At 42.3% G+C, this 19,839-nt stretch carries 20 protein-coding genes; 7 read left to right on the top strand and 13 right to left on the bottom strand.

The window, feature by feature from the left end; genetic code table 11:
- The first annotated feature begins 133 nt into the window (after nt 1-133).
- On the top strand, nt 134-982 hold the full coding sequence (locus ACJYYY_RS04380) for an ADP/ATP-dependent (S)-NAD(P)H-hydrate dehydratase (RefSeq protein ID WP_035313935.1): 849 nt from the start codon (nt 134-136) through the stop codon (nt 980-982).
- Between the two features lie 64 nt (nt 983-1,046).
- On the opposite strand, the gene folD is transcribed toward ACJYYY_RS04380, so the two are convergent.
- The 6 genes from folD to ACJYYY_RS04350 form a co-directional block, all read right to left on the bottom strand.
- A complete protein-coding gene (gene folD, locus ACJYYY_RS04375; RefSeq protein ID WP_035313934.1) occupies nt 1,047-1,898 on the bottom strand; it encodes a bifunctional methylenetetrahydrofolate dehydrogenase/methenyltetrahydrofolate cyclohydrolase FolD in 852 nt (283 codons plus the stop codon).
- Between the two features lie 53 nt (nt 1,899-1,951).
- On the bottom strand, nt 1,952-2,344 hold the full coding sequence (gene nusB, locus ACJYYY_RS04370) for a transcription antitermination factor NusB (protein ID WP_035313932.1): 393 nt from the start codon (nt 2,342-2,344) through the stop codon (nt 1,952-1,954).
- A gap of 41 nt (nt 2,345-2,385) precedes the next feature.
- On the bottom strand, nt 2,386-2,748 hold the full coding sequence (locus ACJYYY_RS04365) for an Asp23/Gls24 family envelope stress response protein (RefSeq protein ID WP_035313930.1): 363 nt from the start codon (nt 2,746-2,748) through the stop codon (nt 2,386-2,388).
- Between the two features lie 20 nt (nt 2,749-2,768).
- A complete protein-coding gene (accC, locus tag ACJYYY_RS04360) occupies nt 2,769-4,124 on the bottom strand; it encodes an acetyl-CoA carboxylase biotin carboxylase subunit (protein ID WP_035313928.1) in 1,356 nt (451 codons plus the stop codon).
- 12 nt (nt 4,125-4,136) lie between these two features.
- Complete coding sequence (gene accB / locus ACJYYY_RS04355) at nt 4,137-4,580, bottom strand: acetyl-CoA carboxylase biotin carboxyl carrier protein (RefSeq protein WP_035313925.1); 444 nt, start codon at nt 4,578-4,580, stop codon at nt 4,137-4,139.
- Between the two features lie 189 nt (nt 4,581-4,769).
- Nucleotides 4,770-5,831 carry a Xaa-Pro peptidase family protein gene (locus tag ACJYYY_RS04350; protein WP_035313924.1) on the bottom strand — a complete coding sequence of 354 codons (1,062 nt, stop codon included), beginning with the start codon at nt 5,829-5,831 and terminating at the stop codon, nt 4,770-4,772.
- A 175-nt stretch (nt 5,832-6,006) separates the two neighbouring features.
- Here ACJYYY_RS04350 and ACJYYY_RS04345 point away from each other — a divergent pair, with 175 nt between their 5' ends.
- Nucleotides 6,007-6,978 carry a DUF1385 domain-containing protein gene (locus tag ACJYYY_RS04345; RefSeq protein ID WP_051456875.1) on the top strand — a complete coding sequence of 324 codons (972 nt, stop codon included), beginning with the start codon at nt 6,007-6,009 and terminating at the stop codon, nt 6,976-6,978.
- Nucleotides 6,979-7,140: 162 nt separating this feature from the next.
- The gene (locus tag ACJYYY_RS04340) at nt 7,141-7,455 is read left to right on the top strand and encodes a rhodanese-like domain-containing protein (protein ID WP_408605178.1); all 315 of its coding nucleotides are present in this window, start codon (nt 7,141-7,143) and stop codon (nt 7,453-7,455) included.
- Nucleotides 7,456-7,730: 275 nt separating this feature from the next.
- Here ACJYYY_RS04340 and ACJYYY_RS04335 read toward each other — a convergent pair whose 3' ends face one another.
- Complete coding sequence (locus ACJYYY_RS04335) at nt 7,731-9,359, bottom strand: NAD-dependent malic enzyme (protein ID WP_269479264.1); 1,629 nt, start codon at nt 9,357-9,359, stop codon at nt 7,731-7,733.
- Nucleotides 9,360-9,367: 8 nt separating this feature from the next.
- Nucleotides 9,368-10,156 carry a carbon-nitrogen family hydrolase gene (locus ACJYYY_RS04330; protein ID WP_035313917.1) on the bottom strand — a complete coding sequence of 263 codons (789 nt, stop codon included), beginning with the start codon at nt 10,154-10,156 and terminating at the stop codon, nt 9,368-9,370.
- Nucleotides 10,157-10,320: 164 nt separating this feature from the next.
- Between ACJYYY_RS04330 and ACJYYY_RS04325 the strand changes: the two genes are divergently transcribed.
- On the top strand, nt 10,321-10,704 hold the full coding sequence (locus ACJYYY_RS04325) for a thiol-disulfide oxidoreductase DCC family protein (RefSeq protein WP_035313915.1): 384 nt from the start codon (nt 10,321-10,323) through the stop codon (nt 10,702-10,704).
- 52 nt (nt 10,705-10,756) lie between these two features.
- Here the strand turns inward: ACJYYY_RS04325 and ACJYYY_RS04320 are convergent, their stop codons facing one another.
- On the bottom strand, nt 10,757-11,929 hold the full coding sequence (locus ACJYYY_RS04320) for a hydroxymethylglutaryl-CoA synthase (RefSeq protein WP_035313914.1): 1,173 nt from the start codon (nt 11,927-11,929) through the stop codon (nt 10,757-10,759).
- Between the two features lie 212 nt (nt 11,930-12,141).
- On the opposite strand from ACJYYY_RS04320, the gene ACJYYY_RS04315 reads away from it, so the two are divergent.
- Together ACJYYY_RS04315 and ACJYYY_RS04310 are read left to right on the top strand one after the other, a co-directional pair.
- Nucleotides 12,142-13,308, top strand: a complete 1,167-nt coding sequence (locus ACJYYY_RS04315) for a thiolase family protein (RefSeq protein ID WP_035313913.1) — start codon at nt 12,142-12,144, stop codon at nt 13,306-13,308.
- 21 nt (nt 13,309-13,329) lie between these two features.
- Nucleotides 13,330-14,607 carry a hydroxymethylglutaryl-CoA reductase, degradative gene (locus ACJYYY_RS04310; protein WP_035313912.1) on the top strand — a complete coding sequence of 426 codons (1,278 nt, stop codon included), beginning with the start codon at nt 13,330-13,332 and terminating at the stop codon, nt 14,605-14,607.
- A gap of 298 nt (nt 14,608-14,905) precedes the next feature.
- Here the strand turns inward: ACJYYY_RS04310 and ACJYYY_RS04305 are convergent, their stop codons facing one another.
- On the bottom strand, nt 14,906-15,148 hold the full coding sequence (locus ACJYYY_RS04305) for a transposase (protein ID WP_408869153.1): 243 nt from the start codon (nt 15,146-15,148) through the stop codon (nt 14,906-14,908).
- Nucleotides 15,149-15,228: 80 nt separating this feature from the next.
- Nucleotides 15,229-15,684, bottom strand: a complete 456-nt coding sequence (locus tag ACJYYY_RS04300; protein ID WP_408869152.1) for a transposase family protein — start codon at nt 15,682-15,684, stop codon at nt 15,229-15,231.
- Nucleotides 15,685-15,994: 310 nt separating this feature from the next.
- Here ACJYYY_RS04300 and ACJYYY_RS04295 point away from each other — a divergent pair, with 310 nt between their 5' ends.
- Nucleotides 15,995-16,933 (top strand): L-lactate dehydrogenase, encoded by a 939-nt coding sequence (locus ACJYYY_RS04295; RefSeq protein ID WP_035315680.1) that lies wholly within the window; start codon nt 15,995-15,997, stop codon nt 16,931-16,933.
- A gap of 92 nt (nt 16,934-17,025) precedes the next feature.
- Here the strand turns inward: ACJYYY_RS04295 and gcvPB are convergent, their stop codons facing one another.
- Together gcvPB and gcvPA are read right to left on the bottom strand one after the other, a co-directional pair.
- Nucleotides 17,026-18,486: an aminomethyl-transferring glycine dehydrogenase subunit GcvPB gene (gene gcvPB / locus ACJYYY_RS04290; RefSeq protein WP_035314192.1), complete on the bottom strand. Its 1,461-nt coding sequence runs from the start codon at nt 18,484-18,486 to the stop codon at nt 17,026-17,028.
- On the bottom strand, nt 18,486-19,832 hold the full coding sequence (gene gcvPA, locus ACJYYY_RS04285) for an aminomethyl-transferring glycine dehydrogenase subunit GcvPA (RefSeq protein WP_035314166.1): 1,347 nt from the start codon (nt 19,830-19,832) through the stop codon (nt 18,486-18,488). The genes gcvPB and gcvPA overlap by 1 nt, the downstream gene beginning before the upstream one ends.
- Between the last annotated feature and the right edge of the window lie 7 nt (nt 19,833-19,839).

Raw genomic sequence — 19,839 nt, 5'->3', positions numbered from 1 at the left:
ACCCCTTTATTTTACACGTTTTCGCATGAATAATCTAATTTTTTTAACAATGATACACATTGACTGTTTGACCTCATTTTTTTAGCTTATACTTCACTGATAAACAGTTCGATTAATCTGAAAGGAGCCTACTATGAAACAGTTAAATCAACAGCTAATCGATGCCTACTTTTTAGAAATAAAGCGCCACAAGTATAAGAAAAGAGCGATTCTAATCGTTGGCGGTTGTGAAAAGGCTGGTGGAAGCACCATTCTTGCCGCTCAAGCTTGCATTCAGGCTGGTGCTGGAGCAACGACAGTTGCCGTTTCACAAAATGTTCGTGCGTCATTTAGACATCTGTTACCAGAATGTCAAACGCTCTCCTTTATGAACACAGCTGATTTATTAGTAGCTGTCAAGAAGGCCGCCATCATCTTAATTGGACCTGGTCTGGGACTCGATAAATACGCAAAATCCGTCTTCGAAGTAGTTTGTGAACACGTGACAGCTCAACAAACATTAATCTTAGACGATGACGCCATTGCCCTTTATAGCCTCCTCGAACCACGTCTACTGACAAAGAAGGTCATAATAACACCTAAAGCGAGCACTTGGCGCCATTTAGCAAAACACAACACCCGTAAACAGACCCCTCTTTCACTCCGAATTGAACAAAAACGTCTCGCTGCTATTATTGTTTTAAAAGAAAGACAATTGGTTGTGTGCACTGATGACGAGGTGTATTACAGTGCTATCGCTTGTGCTGATGGATTAGCCGACGATATCCCTGACAGCCTAGCTGGTCTTATTGCTGGCTTTTGTAGTCAGTTACCTTATCCAATAAAAGCAACCTTAGTCGCTACTTATTTGTACACTCGTCTATTAAATGACCTAAAAAACACTCAGCATACGGTACGGCCATCGGATATTAATAACGCCTTACCACGTTTCATCAAAAAAATCTGCCGTGCACAGCTTATCAGTCAAAATAAAAACAGGTGACACCAAAAAGGCCACTCTCATTATTGAGAGTGGCCTTTTTGAAGTTTAAACGGTTCTTTTTACTTTAGTTTGTATGACGTTCGGCTGAAATCAAGGTATTTTCTAACAACATTGTAATTGTCATCGGACCAACGCCACCCGGTACTGGTGTAAGGTAACCAGCAACATCAATACAGTCATCAAAATCAACATCGCCACAGAGCCTGTTGTTTTCATCACGATCCATACCAACATCAATTACAATTGCTCCTGGTTTAAGGTGTTCTTTTTTAATGAACTTCGCTAAACCGGTCGCTACAACTAAAATATCGGCCCGTTTTGTGACTGCCGCTAAATCAGTAGTCCGTGAATGCGCAATCGTTACCGTTGCATTCTCTTGCAACAACAGTTGCGCAACGGGTTTACCAACGATATTACTACGGCCAACTACAACCGCTTCTTTGCCAGCAATTGTTTCGCCTGTTGATTTTATCAACCGAATAATTCCGGCTGGTGTACATGGAACAAACGCTTCTTTGCCAATTGCCAAATTACCGACGTTGATTGGATGAAACCCATCGACATCTTTTAACGGTGATATACGATCGAGCACCTTATCGGCATCGATTGTTTTTGGTAACGGTAACTGCACTAAAATACCGTGAACCTCTTCAGCTTGATTCAATTGTTCAACCACCGCTAACAATTCTGCTTCAGAGGTTGTCGCCTCTAAACGGATAACTGCTGAATTAATCCCCGCAGCAACTGCGCGTTTTTCTTTATTACGCACATAGACCTGTGATGCCTGATCTTCACCGACAAGTACGACGGTTAAACCAGGTTTCACCCCTGTTTCTGCCGTAAATGCTTCAATTCGTTCTGTAATCGATACTTGCGTTTGTGCTGCAATCTGTTTGCCATTGATGATGTGACCCATGTATTCGTCCCCCATTCAATTCGGTTAATTGTGTAAAGTATCGTTCTTAGTTGTTACTGTTCGTCGATAGCTGCTGCGATGTTAGACATCATGCCGTTAACAAATTTACGCGATTGATCATCGCCAAATAAACGTGATAAATCGATTGCTTCGTTAATAACAACATTTGTAGGTGTTTCCTTATCAAAGAGCAATTCGTAGGTTGCAATGCGTAAAATCGCTAAATCGACTTTGTTAATCCGCTCAATGCGCCATTTAACAAGATGGGCTTTAATAATTTCATCGAGTTCAGCTTCTTTTGCCAACGTCCCTTTAACAAGGCTAACTAAATACTCATCAGGTTCTGATGTCACGTTATTAATGGCTAATTCGACTGTTAACTCTTTATCAAAGTTGAATTGGAATAAAATTTGAACCGCTTTCTCACGTGCTTCACGTCTTTTCATTTCTTCTTTTCTCCTCTATTTACATGCTCTCGTTTTGCTTGTTAAGCATGTTTTACAATTTGAATATCTACCACATGAATATTGACTTCTCGGATGTCAAGATTTGTCATTGTGTATATCGTTGATTGAACATTTTCTTGAACTGCTTCGGCCACAAGTGGAATTGCTTTACCATAGGCAACTGTAACATAGACATCCACAACGATCGCATCATTTATCATATCTATTTTAACACCTTTTGTATAATTTACACGCCCAAATTTTTCGGCGAGTGCATTATAAAAAGTTCCGTGCATATCGACAACACCCTCAACCTCACTAGCAGCAATACTGGCAATGACCCCAAGGACTTCAGGTGCGACTTCCACCTGACCTAATTCTTCATGATTTAGCGCTTGTACCATTCGCTTCACCTCCAAATTTATTAGTTATCATTCATTACATCGTATGTTTCTAAAAATTTCGTATTAAAATCAGCATCGATGAATTTTTCATGTTTTAGCACTCGTTGATGGAACGGAATCGTTGTTTTAACGCCTTCGATGCTAAATTCAGCTAACGCACGTTTCATACGGGCAATGGCTTCTTCACGTGTCGCACCATGCACAATTAATTTTGCAATCATTGAGTCATAGTAAGGCGGAATTTTATAGCCTGGATAAACAGCTGAATCAATACGAACACCATAGCCTCCTGGCGGTAGATAAAAATTAATCAAGCCCGCTGATGGCATAAAGTTGTTGCTCGCATCTTCCGCGTTAATACGACATTCAATCGCCCAACCGTTACTCTTAAGGTCTGCTTGAGTCACACTCAACGGATTATTATTCGCAATAGAAATCATTTCTTTGATCAAATCAATACCATAAACTAATTCCGTCACGGGATGTTCGACTTGAATACGTGTATTCATCTCCATGAAATAAAATTTGTTTTGATGATGGTCAAAAATAAATTCAATCGTTCCCGCACCAGAATAATCAACCGCTAAGGCTGCTTTCACAGCTGCTGTTCCCATTTCCGCGCGTAACGCATCAGTTAATGCTGGCGATGGACATTCTTCAATCAATTTTTGCATCCGACGTTGCACGGTACAATCACGTTCACCAACGTATACGGCATTCCCAAAATTATCGGCTAATACTTGAATTTCAACGTGACGGAAGTCCTCGATGAATTTTTCAAGATACACACCTGGATTACCAAAGGCAGCCGCTGCTTCTTTTTGCGTGATTTGAACGCCTTCGATAAGTTCTGCTTCATCATAAGCGACACGGATACCTTTACCACCACCACCGGCTGTTGCCTTAATAATGACAGGGTAACCAATGCCTTCGGCGATTTCACGAGCATCTTCAATACTTGCTACAATGCCAACAGACCCTGGTACAACTGGTACACCAGCGGCACGCATCGTTTCACGGGCCTCATCTTTTGTTCCCATTTGTGAAATTGCTTCGGGTGAAGGACCGATGAAAATCAGTTTACACTCACGGCAAATTTCAGCAAAATCCGGATTTTCTGATAAGAAGCCATATCCGGGATGGATCGCATCACAGTTTGTTAGTTTAGCAACACTAATAATACTACTTGTGTTTAAGTAGCTTTCAGTTGATGGTGCTGGTCCAACACAGTATGCTTCGTCTGCTAATTGAACATGCAGCGCTTCTTTATCTGCTGTTGAATAAATAGCCACGCTCTCAATATCAAGTTCCTTGCAGGCACGAATAATTCGAACAGCGATTTCTCCACGGTTAGCAATTAAAATACGCTTAATCATTTTGTCGTCCCCTTAGTTTTCTTTAATTTTAAATAGTGGTTGATCAAATTCAACAAGTTGTCCGCTCTCAGCAAGCACTTCGACAACGACACCATCTACATCAGATTTAATTTCATTAAACAATTTCATTGCTTCAATAATACAAACAACTTGCCCTTTAGACACACGGTCACCGACCTTAACAAAAGCAGGCGATTCAGGGTTAGAGGCACTATAAAATGTTCCGACCATCGGTGATTGAATTGCAGTTCCTACTACTTCAACAGGCGCTGCTGTTTCACTTATAGTAGCAATTGGCGTTGGTGCTGCCATCGTTTGTGCAACAGGTGTCGCTGCAACAATTTGTGTTTCTTTCTTAAGTACAACTTCACCTTGCTCTGTTTTGTAGGCAAATTCAGTCAAAGATGAGTTATCAATGACCGCGACAAGTTCTTTAATCTCTTTCAGTGTTAACATTATATGCACTCCCTTATGTTCTTCTAAAATTTTTACGCGTCTGATAGACATACGCCACATCTAATATACCACTTTTCGTGGACATTCTCCGCTTAATTCTAGCACATTTTGACATATATTTAAATAAAAACTGTTCTCGACAACTATTTCTAGTTAACAAGAACAGTTTTTGTACGATTGGTCAATAGACTATAAAACAAGTAATTTTTTCGATGACTGTGTTAATACTTCAATCCCGTCTTCTTTAATGAGAATATCATCTTCAATCCTTACACCACCAACACCTGGCAAATAAATACCAGGCTCATCCGTGATAATATGGCCGGGTTGTAGCACATGTGTTGATTTCATTGAGGCGTTAGGGCCTTCATGAATTTCCAAGCCAATGCCATGACCTAGTGAATGGCCAAACGCATCGCCATAACCAGCTTTACTAATAACATCACGTGCAATCTTATCAACAGCCACACCCGTCATCCCTGCTTTAATTTGTTGAATAACAGCTTCGTTCGCCGCCAGAGTGACATCATAAATTTCGCGTAATTGCGCGCTCGGTTGACCGACTGCAATCGTCCGAGTCATATCTGATACATAACCATTGTAGTAACACCCAAAATCAAGGGTAACAAAATCTCCTGTTTCAATTACCTTATTTGAGGCAACACCATGTGGCATCGCTGAACGATGACCTGAAGCCACAATCGTATCAAACGAAGCACCGGTTGCGCCTTGACGCATCATGTTAAATAACAATTCATTTGATACTTCTTGCTCTGTCACTCCTGGTCGAATAAAATTAAGAATATCAGTAAACGCTTGGTCGCTAATTGCAATTGCCTGTTTGACAATCGCGATTTCAGCTGGTGTTTTAATCATTCGTAACGGCTCAATCACACCACTTACTGGTTCTAATGTAGCCGTAAAAGTCGATTGCAATGTCTTATACAACGTCATGCTCACAAAATCGGACTCGAAATGAACGGTTGCGAGCTGATGCTGCGCTAAACACTTATTTGCTTCGGCGTACATACTCGAGTGTTGCTCAACAATCTCAAAGTCTTGGCATTCTTCCGCCGCTTGTTCTGTGTAGCGAAAATCAGTAATAAAGTAGGCCGCTTCTAGCGTAATTAAGGCGATACCAGTCGAGCCTGTAAATCCAGTAGCATAGCGTAAGTTATAAGGACTCGTTAACAATAAGGCCTCGATTGCTTTACTCTTCATTGCTTGTCGTATGTTTGTTAATCTCTCCATGTCAGCATCTCCTGTCGTCGTCTTATTTTCTGCTTTATTATATCATAACTTCATCAAAGTGCGAATATTCACAAAAGCCTGTTTTTTTAGAGGGATTAACCATCAGACGGCCGTAATCTGCCTCAGATATGCTATACTTAACAGTAGATTTTATAAAGTAAAGGAGCATCATTGCATGGAACCTAAAAGTGTTTATGGTGGTCAAGCTGTTGTTGAAGGCGTCATGTTTGGCACGGGTAAACATACCGTGACTGCCGTCCGTCTCCCCGATGACAGCCTGACCTACTATTACTTAGAACGTCAGTCCCCTAACTGGGCCAGACGCTTAAAAAAAATCCCCTTCGTTCGTGGGATTATCGCGTTAATTGAGTCTACTAAGGTTGGCGGTAAGCATCTAACTTTTTCGGCTGAACAACAAGAAGTCGATGAAGTAGCACCTGAAAAATCACGTTCAAAACTAATCGATACGGGGGTATACGTCCTGGTGGCGTTGTTAGGTATCATTACCTTTCTGTTTGCTAAATTCGCGTTGACACTTATCCCTGTCTTTATCGCGGGAATACTAAAGCCGATTTTCCCCGGTCACGCCACGCAAATCATTTTAGAAAGTGTCTTTAAATTAAGCCTGTTAGTCGGCTATTTACTAATCGTTTCGCAAACAAAATTAATTAAAACGATTTTTCAATACCACGGCTCGGAACATAAGGTCATCAACTGTTACGAAAGTGGACAAGCAATGACGGTTGCGAATGTCCAAAAAGCGACTCGACTCCATTATCGTTGTGGTTCAAGCTTCATTTTATTCACGGTCATTATCGGGATGTTCGTCTACTTCTTTTTTCCGACCGACCCTTTTTGGCTCCGGTTACTGTCGCGTATTTTACTAATCCCTGTAGTAATGGGTATCTCATTTGAAGTATTGCAAGCAACGAATAAATGCCGGCAGCTACCGCTATTAAAATACTTAGGTTACCCTGGTTTATGGTTACAGCTGCTTACAACAAAAGAGCCGACCGATAAGCAAGTTGAAGTCGCACTTGCCTCGTTCGAAGCATTGCGAGCGATTGAAAAACAACCCTCTTTACTCAAGACAGATGAACGTTTTCAAAAAACAGGCGCTGTTAATGACCAACCTTTAACAAACTAACTGATTATTTCTACTAAAATTCATTTAGCTCTTTATAAAGTCAGCTATTATCGTTATAATTAAAAAGTAGTGATTAACTAAGAAGAGGTGTACGAATTGAACATATTATTTACTTTACTGGCAATTATTGTCATCATTGTTCTTTACCAACTGTACTTCATTATGCGCGCACGTCGTATTGTGACTCGCTTAACTGAAGAAGAATTCAAAAAAGGTTACCGTAAAGCACAACTGATCGATGTTCGTGAACAACGTGAATTTGATTCAGGTCACATTTTAGGTGCCCGTAACATTCCGTTTTCACAATTCCGTCAACGTTCAAACGAATTACGAACTGACTTACCACTTTATATTTACTGCCAAGGTGCTGCTCGTAGCAACCGTTTTGCTATTAAAATGGCAAAAAAAGGGGCCAAAGATATTTACCAATTAAAAGCTGGCTATCAAGGGTGGAAAGGCAAAACTAAATCAAAATAAAAAAAAACGCCGTTTGGCGTTTTTTTTTTGTAGTCAAAGTCGAATTGAACGTTCGTTTTCATCAAAATTATTTGCTTGCATCGGAGATAATCACTCGCACGATCTTTACGCTTTATACGCTGTTGAATGAGCCAATTTCACTTTCATTTCTCCAGTATTTATCCCCTAAACCTGGGTGATTTCAAAAATAACGCAGTTTTGAGACACCGTCGAGACGTTATTTTCTCCAATCACTGCGGTTGAGAACGACTTTAAATTACGTTCATTCCTCTAGTTCAATACTGTGCTTGCCACATCTGTGCACGCACAACCGCTTCGGCATCTGCTAGTTTTACGGCACTGACACCATCGGCAATCGCTTGTTTGACGACAGCGACAGCGACAGCGAACGAGGCTGTTTTTAAATCGGCCACGTTCGGTAATAGGCTCGCGCCAGGTATGCTTGCATCCACTAAGTCAGCCACTGCATTTGCAGCGGCACTTAGCATCGCCATCGTTACACTTTGTGCTTGGGCTGCAACTGCACCCAGTCCTAAACCGGGATATAACAAGGCATTGTTCGCTTGCCCAATCGTATACGTCTGTCCGTTGTAAGTAACCGGTGCAAATGGACTCCCAGTCACGACTAACGCCTGTCCCTTTGTCCATTCGATAATATCAGCTGGTGTTGCTTCTGATAAACGTGTCGGGTTGGATAATGGAATGATAGCTGGTCGCTCGCAATGAGCTACCATTGCCTCAATCACTTCTTGTGTGAATGCGCCCGGAACACCTGATGAACCGATTAACATCGTCGGTTTTACTGCTCGAATAACAGCAGCTAAATTACCTGTATCACAACTAAAGTTCGCATCATCTTGAGCAAACAGTTGTTGTCCCGTCGTTAAGTTCGGCTGTGATTGGAGTACGAGTCCTTCTCGATCAAAGAGGTGTAATTGTTGCTTACATTGATCAGAACCGCTTTGACGGGTCATTTCATCTAGCAACTGCGTCGCAACTCCGACACCAGCCGTTCCACCACCAAAAATAAGCACACGTTGTTCTTTTAGCTGAATATCAGCCGCTTGCGATGCTGCTAAAGCAGCTGCTACAACCATAATACCAGTCCCTTGAATATCGTCATTAAAGGTTAAGTAATCAGGTTGATACTTCGCTAATATACGGGCCGCATTAGCTCGACCAAAATCTTCCCAGTGTAGCAATACGTTCGGATACGTTGTTGTCATCGCCTTAACGACGTTTTCAATAAAGCCATCGTAGATAGTGCCTCCTATACGCGCATGACGGTTACCTAAATAAAAGGGATTCGCTAGTAGTTGTTCATTATTCGTTCCGACATCCAATACGACCGGTAAAACATCTGCTGGGTTAACATTAGCCGCAACAGTATAAACCGCCAATTTACCGATTGAAATATTAACGCCGTTAATCCCCCAATCACCAATTCCGAGCACACCTTCACCATCGGTAATCACAACCATCTTTACATTTGGTTGCAAGTCAGCCCGTTGTTTAATAATACGTTCAATCGTCGCTGGCGCATCATTAATCGATAAAAACAAGGCGTCTTTTGGCGTTGTATAGTCTTCGTTATATTGCATCACTGCATCACCAATCGTCGGTGTATAAATGATTGGTAACATTTCGCTCACGTGATGATTCACTAAATAGTAAAACAACACGCGATTCGTGTCATATAAGCTCATCAAAAAGCGATGTTGACTCATTGCATCTGAGCGTTTCAGAAATTGCTGATAAGCCTGCTCGCTTTGCTCTGCCAATGTTTGGATTGCAGTGGGTAACAGACCTTCTAAGCCATACTCACGGCGTTCAGCCGCTGTAAACGCCGTCCCTTTATTTGTCATCGCATTGTTTAATCGTGTCCATCCGTTCATCTTTGCCAACTCCTTTTTTAGTCTGTTATGTTGTAGAGATCTGGTCGACGGTCTGCAAAGATGGGAATTCTTCCCCGCGCTTGGGCCACAGCCTCCAACTGAATTTCTGCTTGCAAAATCGAATCACTTTCATCCGCTTCTGCAATAATTTCACCCCACGGATTAATAATGAGTGAATGTCCCGCAAAAGTGTTTGCCGGATTACTTCCTGCCACATTGACACCGACGATAAAACACTGGTTTTCAATCGCCCGCGCCTGTAGTAACGTCCGCCAATGATGCAACCGTGGTTCCGGCCATTGTGCGGGCACATAAATAATGTGAGCGTCCTGCAACGCCTGCTGTCTTACCCACTCACTAAAGCGTAAATCGTAACAAATCAAACTGCTTTGTGTAATGCCATCAATCGTAAACACATGGTCTGTTTTCCCTGCCTGCATGTATTCATCTTCGGCCATTAAACCAAATAAATGCACCTTATCATACTGACTGACAAGTTCGCCAGAACGATTCATAACATACGTACGGTTATAAAAGCCCTTTTCTTCTTTAACAGCCACCGAACCACCAATAATATTAACTTTCAATTGCTGTGCGAGTTGACTTAAAAAACGTTTCGTTTGCTCACCACCAACATCGGCTAACATCGCTAAGTCAGATAAGGCATACCCGGTATTCCACATTTCTGGCAACACAATCACATCAGCACCAGCTGCTGCCGCTGCTCTAATTTTCTGTTCAATCACAACGTAATTTTTTTGGGGCTCCCCAAAAAAGACCGTCGTTTGAATACATGAAAGCTTCATTTACTGACCCCCTAATGATTTATCTGCCCTCTCATTATAGCTTATTTAACCACTTATCTATAGGTTTAGCCATCATTTTTAGCCTCGGATGCTAAAAAAGTTGCACCTTTTATCCTCTTATAATAAAGGGAGGGTGAAGTCTAAACAGCAGAAGGAGGGATTCGATGATTATCGTTGCCTTTGATAGCGACTGTTTAATGTGTAACGGTTTCGTTATTTGGTTGTTGAAGCATGATAAGCAAGAGCGACTCACCTTTACAGCTCTCAATTCTGCTTACTTTGAAACGCTCTGCACTGAGCGTAAGCTGACGATTAAACAAGACAGCCTTATCTTCATCAGCGGTTCAAACATAGCCGTTGAATCAACAGCAGTGATTGAAACCTTACGACAGATTAAAGGGTTACAGTACATCAGCCCACTTGCTTATGCACTGCCTCGCTCATTGCGCGATACGTGTTATCGCTTCGTTGCCCGACGTCGCAAAAAAACGAGCAGCTCTTCGGCGTGTCCGATAATACCACCGCAATGGCGTCATCGTTTTAAATAGTCGGTAAATAAAAAGGTCAACTCCTTCGAGTTGACCTTTTTATTACTAACTTTTAACACGACTTATTTGTATACAGCCGCATGTGTTCACTCATACCTGTCAGCTTAATCGGTGCTTGATCAAGGCTATCATCGATTTGATAGGTTGAGCCATCAGTTGGTAAACTTGCAACGAACAAGTCTTCATACGCTGCAATCGTTAATTGTTTACGTGCCTGTAATTGTGCCGCATGAGCGGTTGTATACAGTTGTTTTCTAAAATCAGGTGCCAAGGTTGCGCTGAAAAATTCACCGACTGCCCCCGAACCGTAGCTGAATAAACCTAAACGATCACCTGGCATCAACGTCTCATCATGTTCTAACAACGACAGTACACCTAAATACAATGAGCCTGTATAGATGTTACCAATTTGACGACTGTACTTCGTACTTAATTGATAGTAGGCCATTAAAGCTTCTGCTTTTTCAGGACTCGCAGTCTCAATAATCGTATCCAAGGCCTTTTTACCCATCTTCGTATATGGCAGATGGAAGCAGAGTGCCGCAAAATCAACTAACGTTGCCTTTGTATTGGCTTGATATTGTTCCCAAACATCATTGAAGAAGCGAATGTATTGCTCAGTTGAATACTTACCTTGTACACAGGCTGTTTCGGAGTATAGCGGACGCCAAAAATCCATAATATCATCGGTCAAATAGACATTGTCATCGTTCAATACTAACAAACGCGGTTCTGCAGCGACTAACATCGCTACTGCTCCAGCACCTTGGGTCGGCTCACCTGGTGTATTCAAGCCATAACGGGCAATATCGGAACCAATCACGAGCGCTTTTTTAGTCGGATGGGCCGCAACATGATTACGTGCATAACTTAAACCTGCCGTTGCTGCATAGCAGGCTTCTTTAAATTCAATCGCACGACAGTTTTTAGGTAGTCCGAGTAAACGGTGAATATAAACAGCTCCTGCTTTTGAATGATCGATGCCTGATTCTGAGGCAAAAATCACTAAATCGATTTCGGCAATATCGTCGGTACTTAACATGTTCAACGCTGCATTAGCGCCCATTGTAACTGCATCTTGGCTTAACGGAGCAAATCCCATTTGATCTTGACCAATGCCAATCGTGAATTTATTTGGATCAATCCCACGCGCCTCTGCTAATTCAACCATATCAACATAAAAGGCTGGTGTGTAAAAACTCATCTTGTCTATCCCAATATTCATCGCTAACACCTTTTTCTATTTTATTTTTAGTGTTTGTATATGCCTCTAGTCTATTAAAAAAAACAACTAATTACAACTGATTTTATATATCTTTTTAATGGGTGCCTGTTTTTGATAACACAACCGTTATTTGGTGTTCGTTTTCAAACTGAAATGGTATAATGTAAGCAACGATTACACCACTACTCAGAACACCAACAAAGGAGTTTATTATGAAAGAAATTGTTATTGTAAGCGCAGCACGAACACCGATTGGAAAATTCCGCGGCATGTATACTAATGTCTCGGCTGTTGAACTAGGAACACAAGTGATTAAGGCTGCCATAAAGCGGGCCAACATTTCAACTGACCAGGTTGACCAAGTTATTTTAGGCAATGTTTTACAAGCTGGTTTGGGTCAAAATCCCGCTCGCCAAGCAGCCATCCATGCCGGTATCCCGCAAACAGCGACTGCTATGACAGTCAACCAAGTGTGTGGGTCAGGTTTAAAAGCGGTCATGCTCGGTCAACAAGCACTCCAACTCGGATTGGCTCAAACCGTCGTCGTTGGCGGTACCGAAAACATGACACAGGCCCCACTCCTCCTTAAACGTGAAGATAAGGCTAATGTGGCAACAACACAGTTGAGTGACAGCATGTTTTCAGACGGTTTAACCGATGCCTTCGGACACTATGCGATGGGTGTCACTGCCGAGAACCTCGTCGACCATCATCATATTAGTCGAGAGGCGCAAGATTTATTTGCCTTTAACTCACAACAAACGGCCGCTAACGCACAGGCTGCTGGCAAATTCACTGCTGAAATCGCACCTGTTACCCTTGCAGATGGTACAGTTCTTTCAGTCGATGAATCAATCCGACCGCAAACAACACTCGCCAAACTGGCGGAGCTGAAACCTGTCTTTAAAGCAGGCGGTAGTGTCACTGCCGGTAATTCTTCGACTATTAACGACGGGGCAGCAGCGCTTGTGCTCATGACAAAAGACGATGCGATTGCACAAAACATTCCCTTTTTAGCAACGATTAAGGCAGCAGTCGAAATCGGAACTGATCCCGCAATGATGGGCTATGCGCCTTTTTATGCAGTGACGCAATTACTCGCAAAAGCAGACCTGCCAATTGAGGCGATTGATTTATTCGAATTGAACGAAGCCTTTGCTGCCCAATCTTTAGCCGTAATGACCGATTTAAAAATCCCTGCATCGAAAATTAATATTAATGGTGGCGCAATCGCGCTTGGTCATCCGATTGGGGCTTCAGGGGCTCGGATTCTAACGACCTTAATTGCCAATTTAAACGAAACGCAAACAGCACTTGGCGTGGCATCACTTTGTATCGGTGGCGGGATGGGTGTTGCAGTGCTAATTGAACGTGCATAACGAAAGAGAGGCTTAACTCGCATGAAGAAATTTTACGAACAAACATTAGCCGAACGACATGCCAGTCTGATTGATTCTGGTGTTTTAACGAGCGAACAAACGGCCAGCTTATTAACCGAAGCATTGCTAGACCACGCGATTGCCGATGGGATGATTGAAAATCAAATCGGCCAGTTTCCACTCCCACTTGGTGTAGCGATGCACTTTATGATTGATGGCACACCTTATTATATTCCGATGGTAACCGAAGAACCATCCGTAATTGCGGCCAGCAGTAATGCCGCCAAAATTGTTAAACAAAATGGCGGCTTTATGACGACCGTCCACGAACGAGCGATGATCGGCCAACTCATTTTCACTGACATTAATGATTTCGAAGCTGCCCTAGCCTTAATTCACGAACGTGAAACAGCACTCTTTGAGGTTGCTAACAATGCCCATCCCTCGCTTATTAAGCGTGGTGGTGGCTTAAAACGTATCGAAACTCGCATCATTACTGATGAGGATTCTAACAAAACCTATTTAACACTCCATCTTGTGATTGACGTCCAGGAAGCGATGGGTGCTAATATGATTAATACCATTCTCGAGGCGACTTCAATCGTGTTAAAAGACTGGCTCAACAGCGAAATTCTCATGCGGATTTTAAGTAATTTCGCTGATACCTCGCTCGTAAGCGCATCATGTGTCATTAAACCAACAACGCTAACGACAAAAGACTTTGACGGCAACTGGTTAGCCCAACGAATTGTTGAAGCTACACGTTATGCCCAACTCGATTCGTATCGGGCGACAACACATAATAAAGGCATTATGAACGGTGTCGATGCCGTCGTTTTAGCGAGCGGTAATGATACACGTGCCATCGAAGCTGGCGCTCATGCCTTTGCAGTTAAGCAAGGACGCTATCAACCACTCTCTAAGTGGACGATGGCTGATAATGGCGATTTGCTCGGGACCATCACCCTCCCTTTACCTGTCGGAGCTGTTGGCGGAGCCACTCACTTATTACCGATGGCTCGCGTGGCACATGATCTCCTCAATAAACCGAGCGCGACAGAGTTAGCACGTATTATCGCCGCGGTTGGATTAGCCCAAAATCTTGCGGCCTTAAAAGCGCTTGTATCTGATGGTATCCAAAAAGGGCATATGTCTTTACAAGCCAAATCACTGGCTTTGAGTGCTGGTGCTACTGAAGATGAACTATTAGCCGTAACGACTGCCTTAATTGCAAGTAATCAATTTAACCTTGCTAATGCTAAAATGATTATTTCACAGCTACGAAACACTAAAAACTAGTGATTCGGACAGTTAACAATTGTGGCTCTATGTCAAAAAGTGTTGTTATTCAAAATTTAGTAAAATAAGTCATTTTTGCAGCTATCTTTTTTGGTAGTTGCTTTTTTTGTAGTTGCTTTTTTTGTAGTCATTCCTAATGTGAAGGACGCTTTCTGCGGGTGACGCTTCATCCTCCGCGCTCCGCTGTGGGGTATTCAGCTGCCACTTTTCCCACTAGAGTCGCCTTCACAAACGTCATGACGTGCACGTTTATTATTGAGGCTCTCGCGTATTAAAAGACAGTAAACGAGTCAATTAATTACGAGTTGGGAGCGATGCGTTTATGATTGAATCCGAGTAGAATCCTGTTTCTGAAATTTGAAAAGTTACGGTAACCAAACGAAATCCGTTTAATCACTTTTATTTTGTTATTGATCCCTCCTAAATGCCCGTTGGAATCCTCGTATTTAAAGCTATTTTCGATTGCAGGTAAATGCTTGTTTAATGTTTTTAAACTGCGTTTCAGTTGTGAAGAAACGAAAGGTTTTTTAGTCTGAATCAATGATTGGTAAGCAGGGAAATTTTTGTGTTTTAGCGCAATCAGTAATTGCTGTGCTAGTTCGGTTTGAATTGAGGAGACAATTAGTGTAAAGCACGATTAACAGTAGTTGTTGAAACACTCTGTCTAAAAGCGATATCTTTTTCAGAAGTAATAAACTGTCCTTCGGCAGCTAGTGTTTGGATGACACGTTTGGAGATAAAACAATTTCGTTTTACCATCGAAGTTGAAGCGATAAAGGTTGTTTTACATCCTTTACATAAGAAGCGTTGCTTCTTTAAAAAGAGATAGGTTGGAAGGTTATTTGTTTTAGGGAGTGTGATACGTGATAGTTTAGTTCCGTGTTTAATGAGTTTAACTGTTTTATTATTAAAGCCGCAATTCGCACACCGTGAGGGTGTGTAAGAGAGTGTACCCAAATAACAAGTGCTTAAAACACCTTTAATTAACTGAGTTAAACACCATGTTTTTGGAAAAGAAATAGTTTCATCTGTAATTCCAGAGGAATTTGCGATATTATTAAAAGTGATAGCTGACATTGTCGAATCCCCCTTATAAATTTGTTGTGGTGACTTAATATTATAGGGATTTTGAAAATGCAGCTATTTTTTTGCGAAAAATAGGCATCAGTGAAAATTCACCAACACCATAAATTATAGAACCACAATTGTGTCGGTAATACGACATCTTGTTAACTGTTTTTTGATATAGCTGCTGGAAGCTAGCACTTCCTCATCATTGTCTTTTGTGATGACTCCATCAGAAGTCGCAATGCCAGAATCCGTTGACTAGGTGCCGACTCTTCCGTAGTCTTAAACGTATAACCAATACAAAACGGAGGTAATTATTATGAATAAAACAGCACGTAAAGTCGCAATTATCGGTACCGGCTTTGTTGGATCAAGCATTGCTTATGCGATTGTTAACCAAGGCATCTGCAACGAACTCGTCCTCATTGACGTCAATCAAAATAAGGCTGAGGGTGAAGCACTTGATTTAGCTGACGGCATTGCTTGGGCTGATACGAAAACAACTATTTATGCTGGGGATTACGCGGATTGTAAAGACGCTGCACTCGTTATCTTAACAGCCGGTATCAATCAAAAACCGGGACAAAGCCGCTTAGACCTCGTTGATACAAACGCTAAAATCACCGAACAAGTAACAACAGAAATTATGGCTAGTGGCTTCGATGGAATAATCATCGTCGCGAGTAACCCAGTTGATGTGATGACCTACATCGCATGGCAAGCATCTGGCTTACCATTTAACCGTGTGATTGGAACAGGGACAATTCTTGATACCGCTCGTTTCAAAAAAGAAATTGCCCTTAAACTTAACGTCGATCCTCGCATCGTTCAAGGCTACATCATCGGCGAACATGGTGATTCTGAAACGGCTGTTTGGTCCCATACAACGGTTGGCGGTAAACCAATCATTGAGTGGGACAACATTACAGCAGATGATCTCAATACCATCTATGTCTCTGTTCGTGATGCAGCCTATGAAATCATCGACCGTAAACAAGCAACCTATTATGGTATCGGGATGAGTACGGCTCGTCTCGTGAGAGCGATTTTAAATAATGAAAACACTATTTTACCGGTTTCTGCCTTTCAGCGCGGTGAATACGGTGAAATCGGACTTTTCACTGGTACTCCTGCATTAATTAACGAAACCGGTTTGCGACAAATCATCGCCCTTAATTTAACAGCTGTTGAACAAGTCAACTTCGAAACATCTGTCAATCAACTGCGTCTAACAATCCAGTCTTTAGATTCAAAATAGTCATATGATTAACAGTTGACAGCGCCAAAAAGCGTCTTTCTTATCGATAAAAAAATCGGTAAAAAAGACGCTTTTTATTTGTTATCATTTAGTTAAGCTATTGGCCATACAATTTGTGGCTTACGTGCGGCTTGCGCTTCATCCAAACGATGAATGTAGGTCGTATGTGGCGCTTCTTGTACGATTTCAGGATTATCTTCTGCTTCCTTTGCAATTTGAATCATCACATCGCAGAAGTTATCCAATGTTTCTTTCGATTCTGTTTCGGTCGGTTCAATCATCAATGCTTCTTCAACAATGAGCGGGAAATACGTGGTTGGTGGATGAATGCCAAAATCCAACAGCCGCTTCGCGATATCGAGTGTTCGCACACCCTGCATTTTTTGACGACGACCACTTAACACAAACTCATGCTGACAAGGCCCCGCAAACGGGAGGTCATAATACGGCATGAGTCGCGCCATAATATAATTCGCATTTAAAACAGCATGCTCCGTCACTAATTTCAAACCAATCGGCCCCATTGTCCGAATGTAGGTGTATGCGCGAACATTAATACCAAAGTTACCATAAAATGGCTTCACACGACCAATCGATTCAGGACGATTATAATCAAACTGATAGGCATCGCCCTTTTTGATTAATAATGGTTTTGGTAAAAATGGCACTAAGTCAGCCTTAACACCTACAGGACCAGAACCGGGTCCTCCGCCACCATGTGGACCAGTGAACGTTTTATGCAAGTTGAGATGCACGACATCAAAGCCCATATCGCCAGGACGTGCCTTACTCATCACCGCGTTCAAGTTGGCACCATCGTAATACACCTTACCGCCGACCTCGTGAATAATAGCAGCGATTTGTTCGATGTTTTCTTCAAATAAACCAAGCGTATTCGGATTGGTTAACATTAGCGCTGCTGTTGTTTCATCGGCTACACGGCGCAAATCTTCAATATCAACAAGTCCTTTTTCATTAGATTTAACGGTAATGACATCAAACCCTGCCACTGCTGCTGAAGCAGGATTTGTCCCATGAGCTGCATCAGGAATAATAACTTTTGTTCGCTTCGTATCACCGTTCTTTAAATGGAAGGCACGGATGAGCATTAACCCAGTCCATTCACCGTGAGCTCCGGCTGCAGTCTGCAATGTTACCTCATCCATCCCTGTAATTTCTTTCAAATCTTCTTGTAGATTGTGCATGAGCCCCATGGCTCCCTGCACTGTGTTTTCAGGTTGCAACGGATGAATATGGGCAAATCCATCTAAACGCGCCGTTACTTCATTTACCTTAGGGTTGTATTTCATCGTGCATGAACCCAATGGATAAAAACCTGAATCGACACCATGATTATGGTTTGATAAACGTGTGTAATGACGAATTAAATCTAATTCCGCCATTTCAGGAAGTTCCGCTGGTACTTGACGGATGTTTTCGACACCGAGAATCGCTGTTGCATCTACTGTTGGTACGTCAAGCGGTGGTAAACTATAGCTCACTCGCCCTGCCTTTGTTTGTTCAAAAATGAGTGGTAACGTTGCTGTTGTCATCATTTTGCCACCTCCAGTACGTTAATAAAGCGATCAATTTCTGCTTTAGGAATAACCTCAGTGACAGCAATTAACATCTGATGGTCCATCCCTTCATAATCACGACCGAGATCATAACCGCCAATAAAGCCTTCATCAATGAGTAGCTGTTGTAGCTGCGCGATTGGCTGCGAAAACTCAACGACAAATTCATTGAATTGACGTTGGCCATAAGTCACCTTGAAGCCTTTAGCCTCAAATTGTTGACGGGCATAATGAGCTTTTTGGAAGTTGAGATTGGCCGTCTCAACCAACCCTTGTTTTCCGAGCGATGCCATTGCAATACTTGATGCTAAAGCGTTTAAAGCTTGATTCGAACAAATATTTGACGTCGCTTTATCACGACGAATATGTTGTTCACGGGCTTGTAATGTTAAGACAAAGCCACGTTTACCATTTTCATCAACCGTTTGTCCGACTAAGCGACCAGGTACCTTCCGCATTAGTTTTTTAGAAACTGCGAAATAACCGCAATGAGGACCACCGAATGATTCAGCAATACCAAACACCTGTGAATCACCGACGACGATATCAGCACCTACTGCCCCTGGTGGTGTCAGTAAACCGAGAGCCAATGGATTCGACGATGTAATAAACAAGGATTTATTGGCGTTCGCCAACTCAGCAAAAGTTGCGATGGGTTCCACTTGTCCTACAAAGTTGGGATACTGCACAATCACTGCCGCTGTATCATCTGTCATTAAAGCTTTGATAGAGGCAACGTCAGTTAGCCCGTCTTTTGCTTTTGCAAGCACAACTTCAACGCCGCGCCCCTCACAATAAGACTGCACAACTGCTTGATACTCGGGATGAACGAGTTCGCTCATTAAGATTTGCGATCGTTTTTTGACGCCAGCTGCTAATGCTGCTGCTTCTCCGAGTGCTGTACCACCATCATACATTGATGAGTTTGCCAATTCCATCCCCGTAATGCGGGCAATCATCGTTTGAAATTCAAAGATCGCTTGTAATTCACCTTGTGAAATTTCAGGTTGATACGGTGTATAGGCCGTATAAAACTCCGAACGTGAAATCATACTATCAACCACTGCTGGAATGGCATGCGTATAAACACCGGCACCTAAAAAAGACGTGTGGGTGGTCGTTGTTACATTTTTCGCTGCCAAACGTGACAACTCTCGCACGAGGCTATTTTCATCTGCAGCTGGCTTTAAGTTCAAATCTCGAGGCAGACGGACAGATTGCGGAATCGGTGCAAATAATGCCTCGACATCATCCACACCTATCGTTTGGAGCATTTCTGCTTTATCGTTCTCAGTCAGTGGTAAATAACGGTATTCGTTCATGCTGTCT

This window comes from Brochothrix campestris (genome assembly GCF_046058945.1).
In the GTDB taxonomy this organism is placed as follows: domain Bacteria; phylum Bacillota; class Bacilli; order Lactobacillales; family Listeriaceae; genus Brochothrix; species Brochothrix campestris.
Note: the sequence above shows the minus strand (reverse complement) of the source record. Positions and strands in the feature narration are given on the sequence as shown.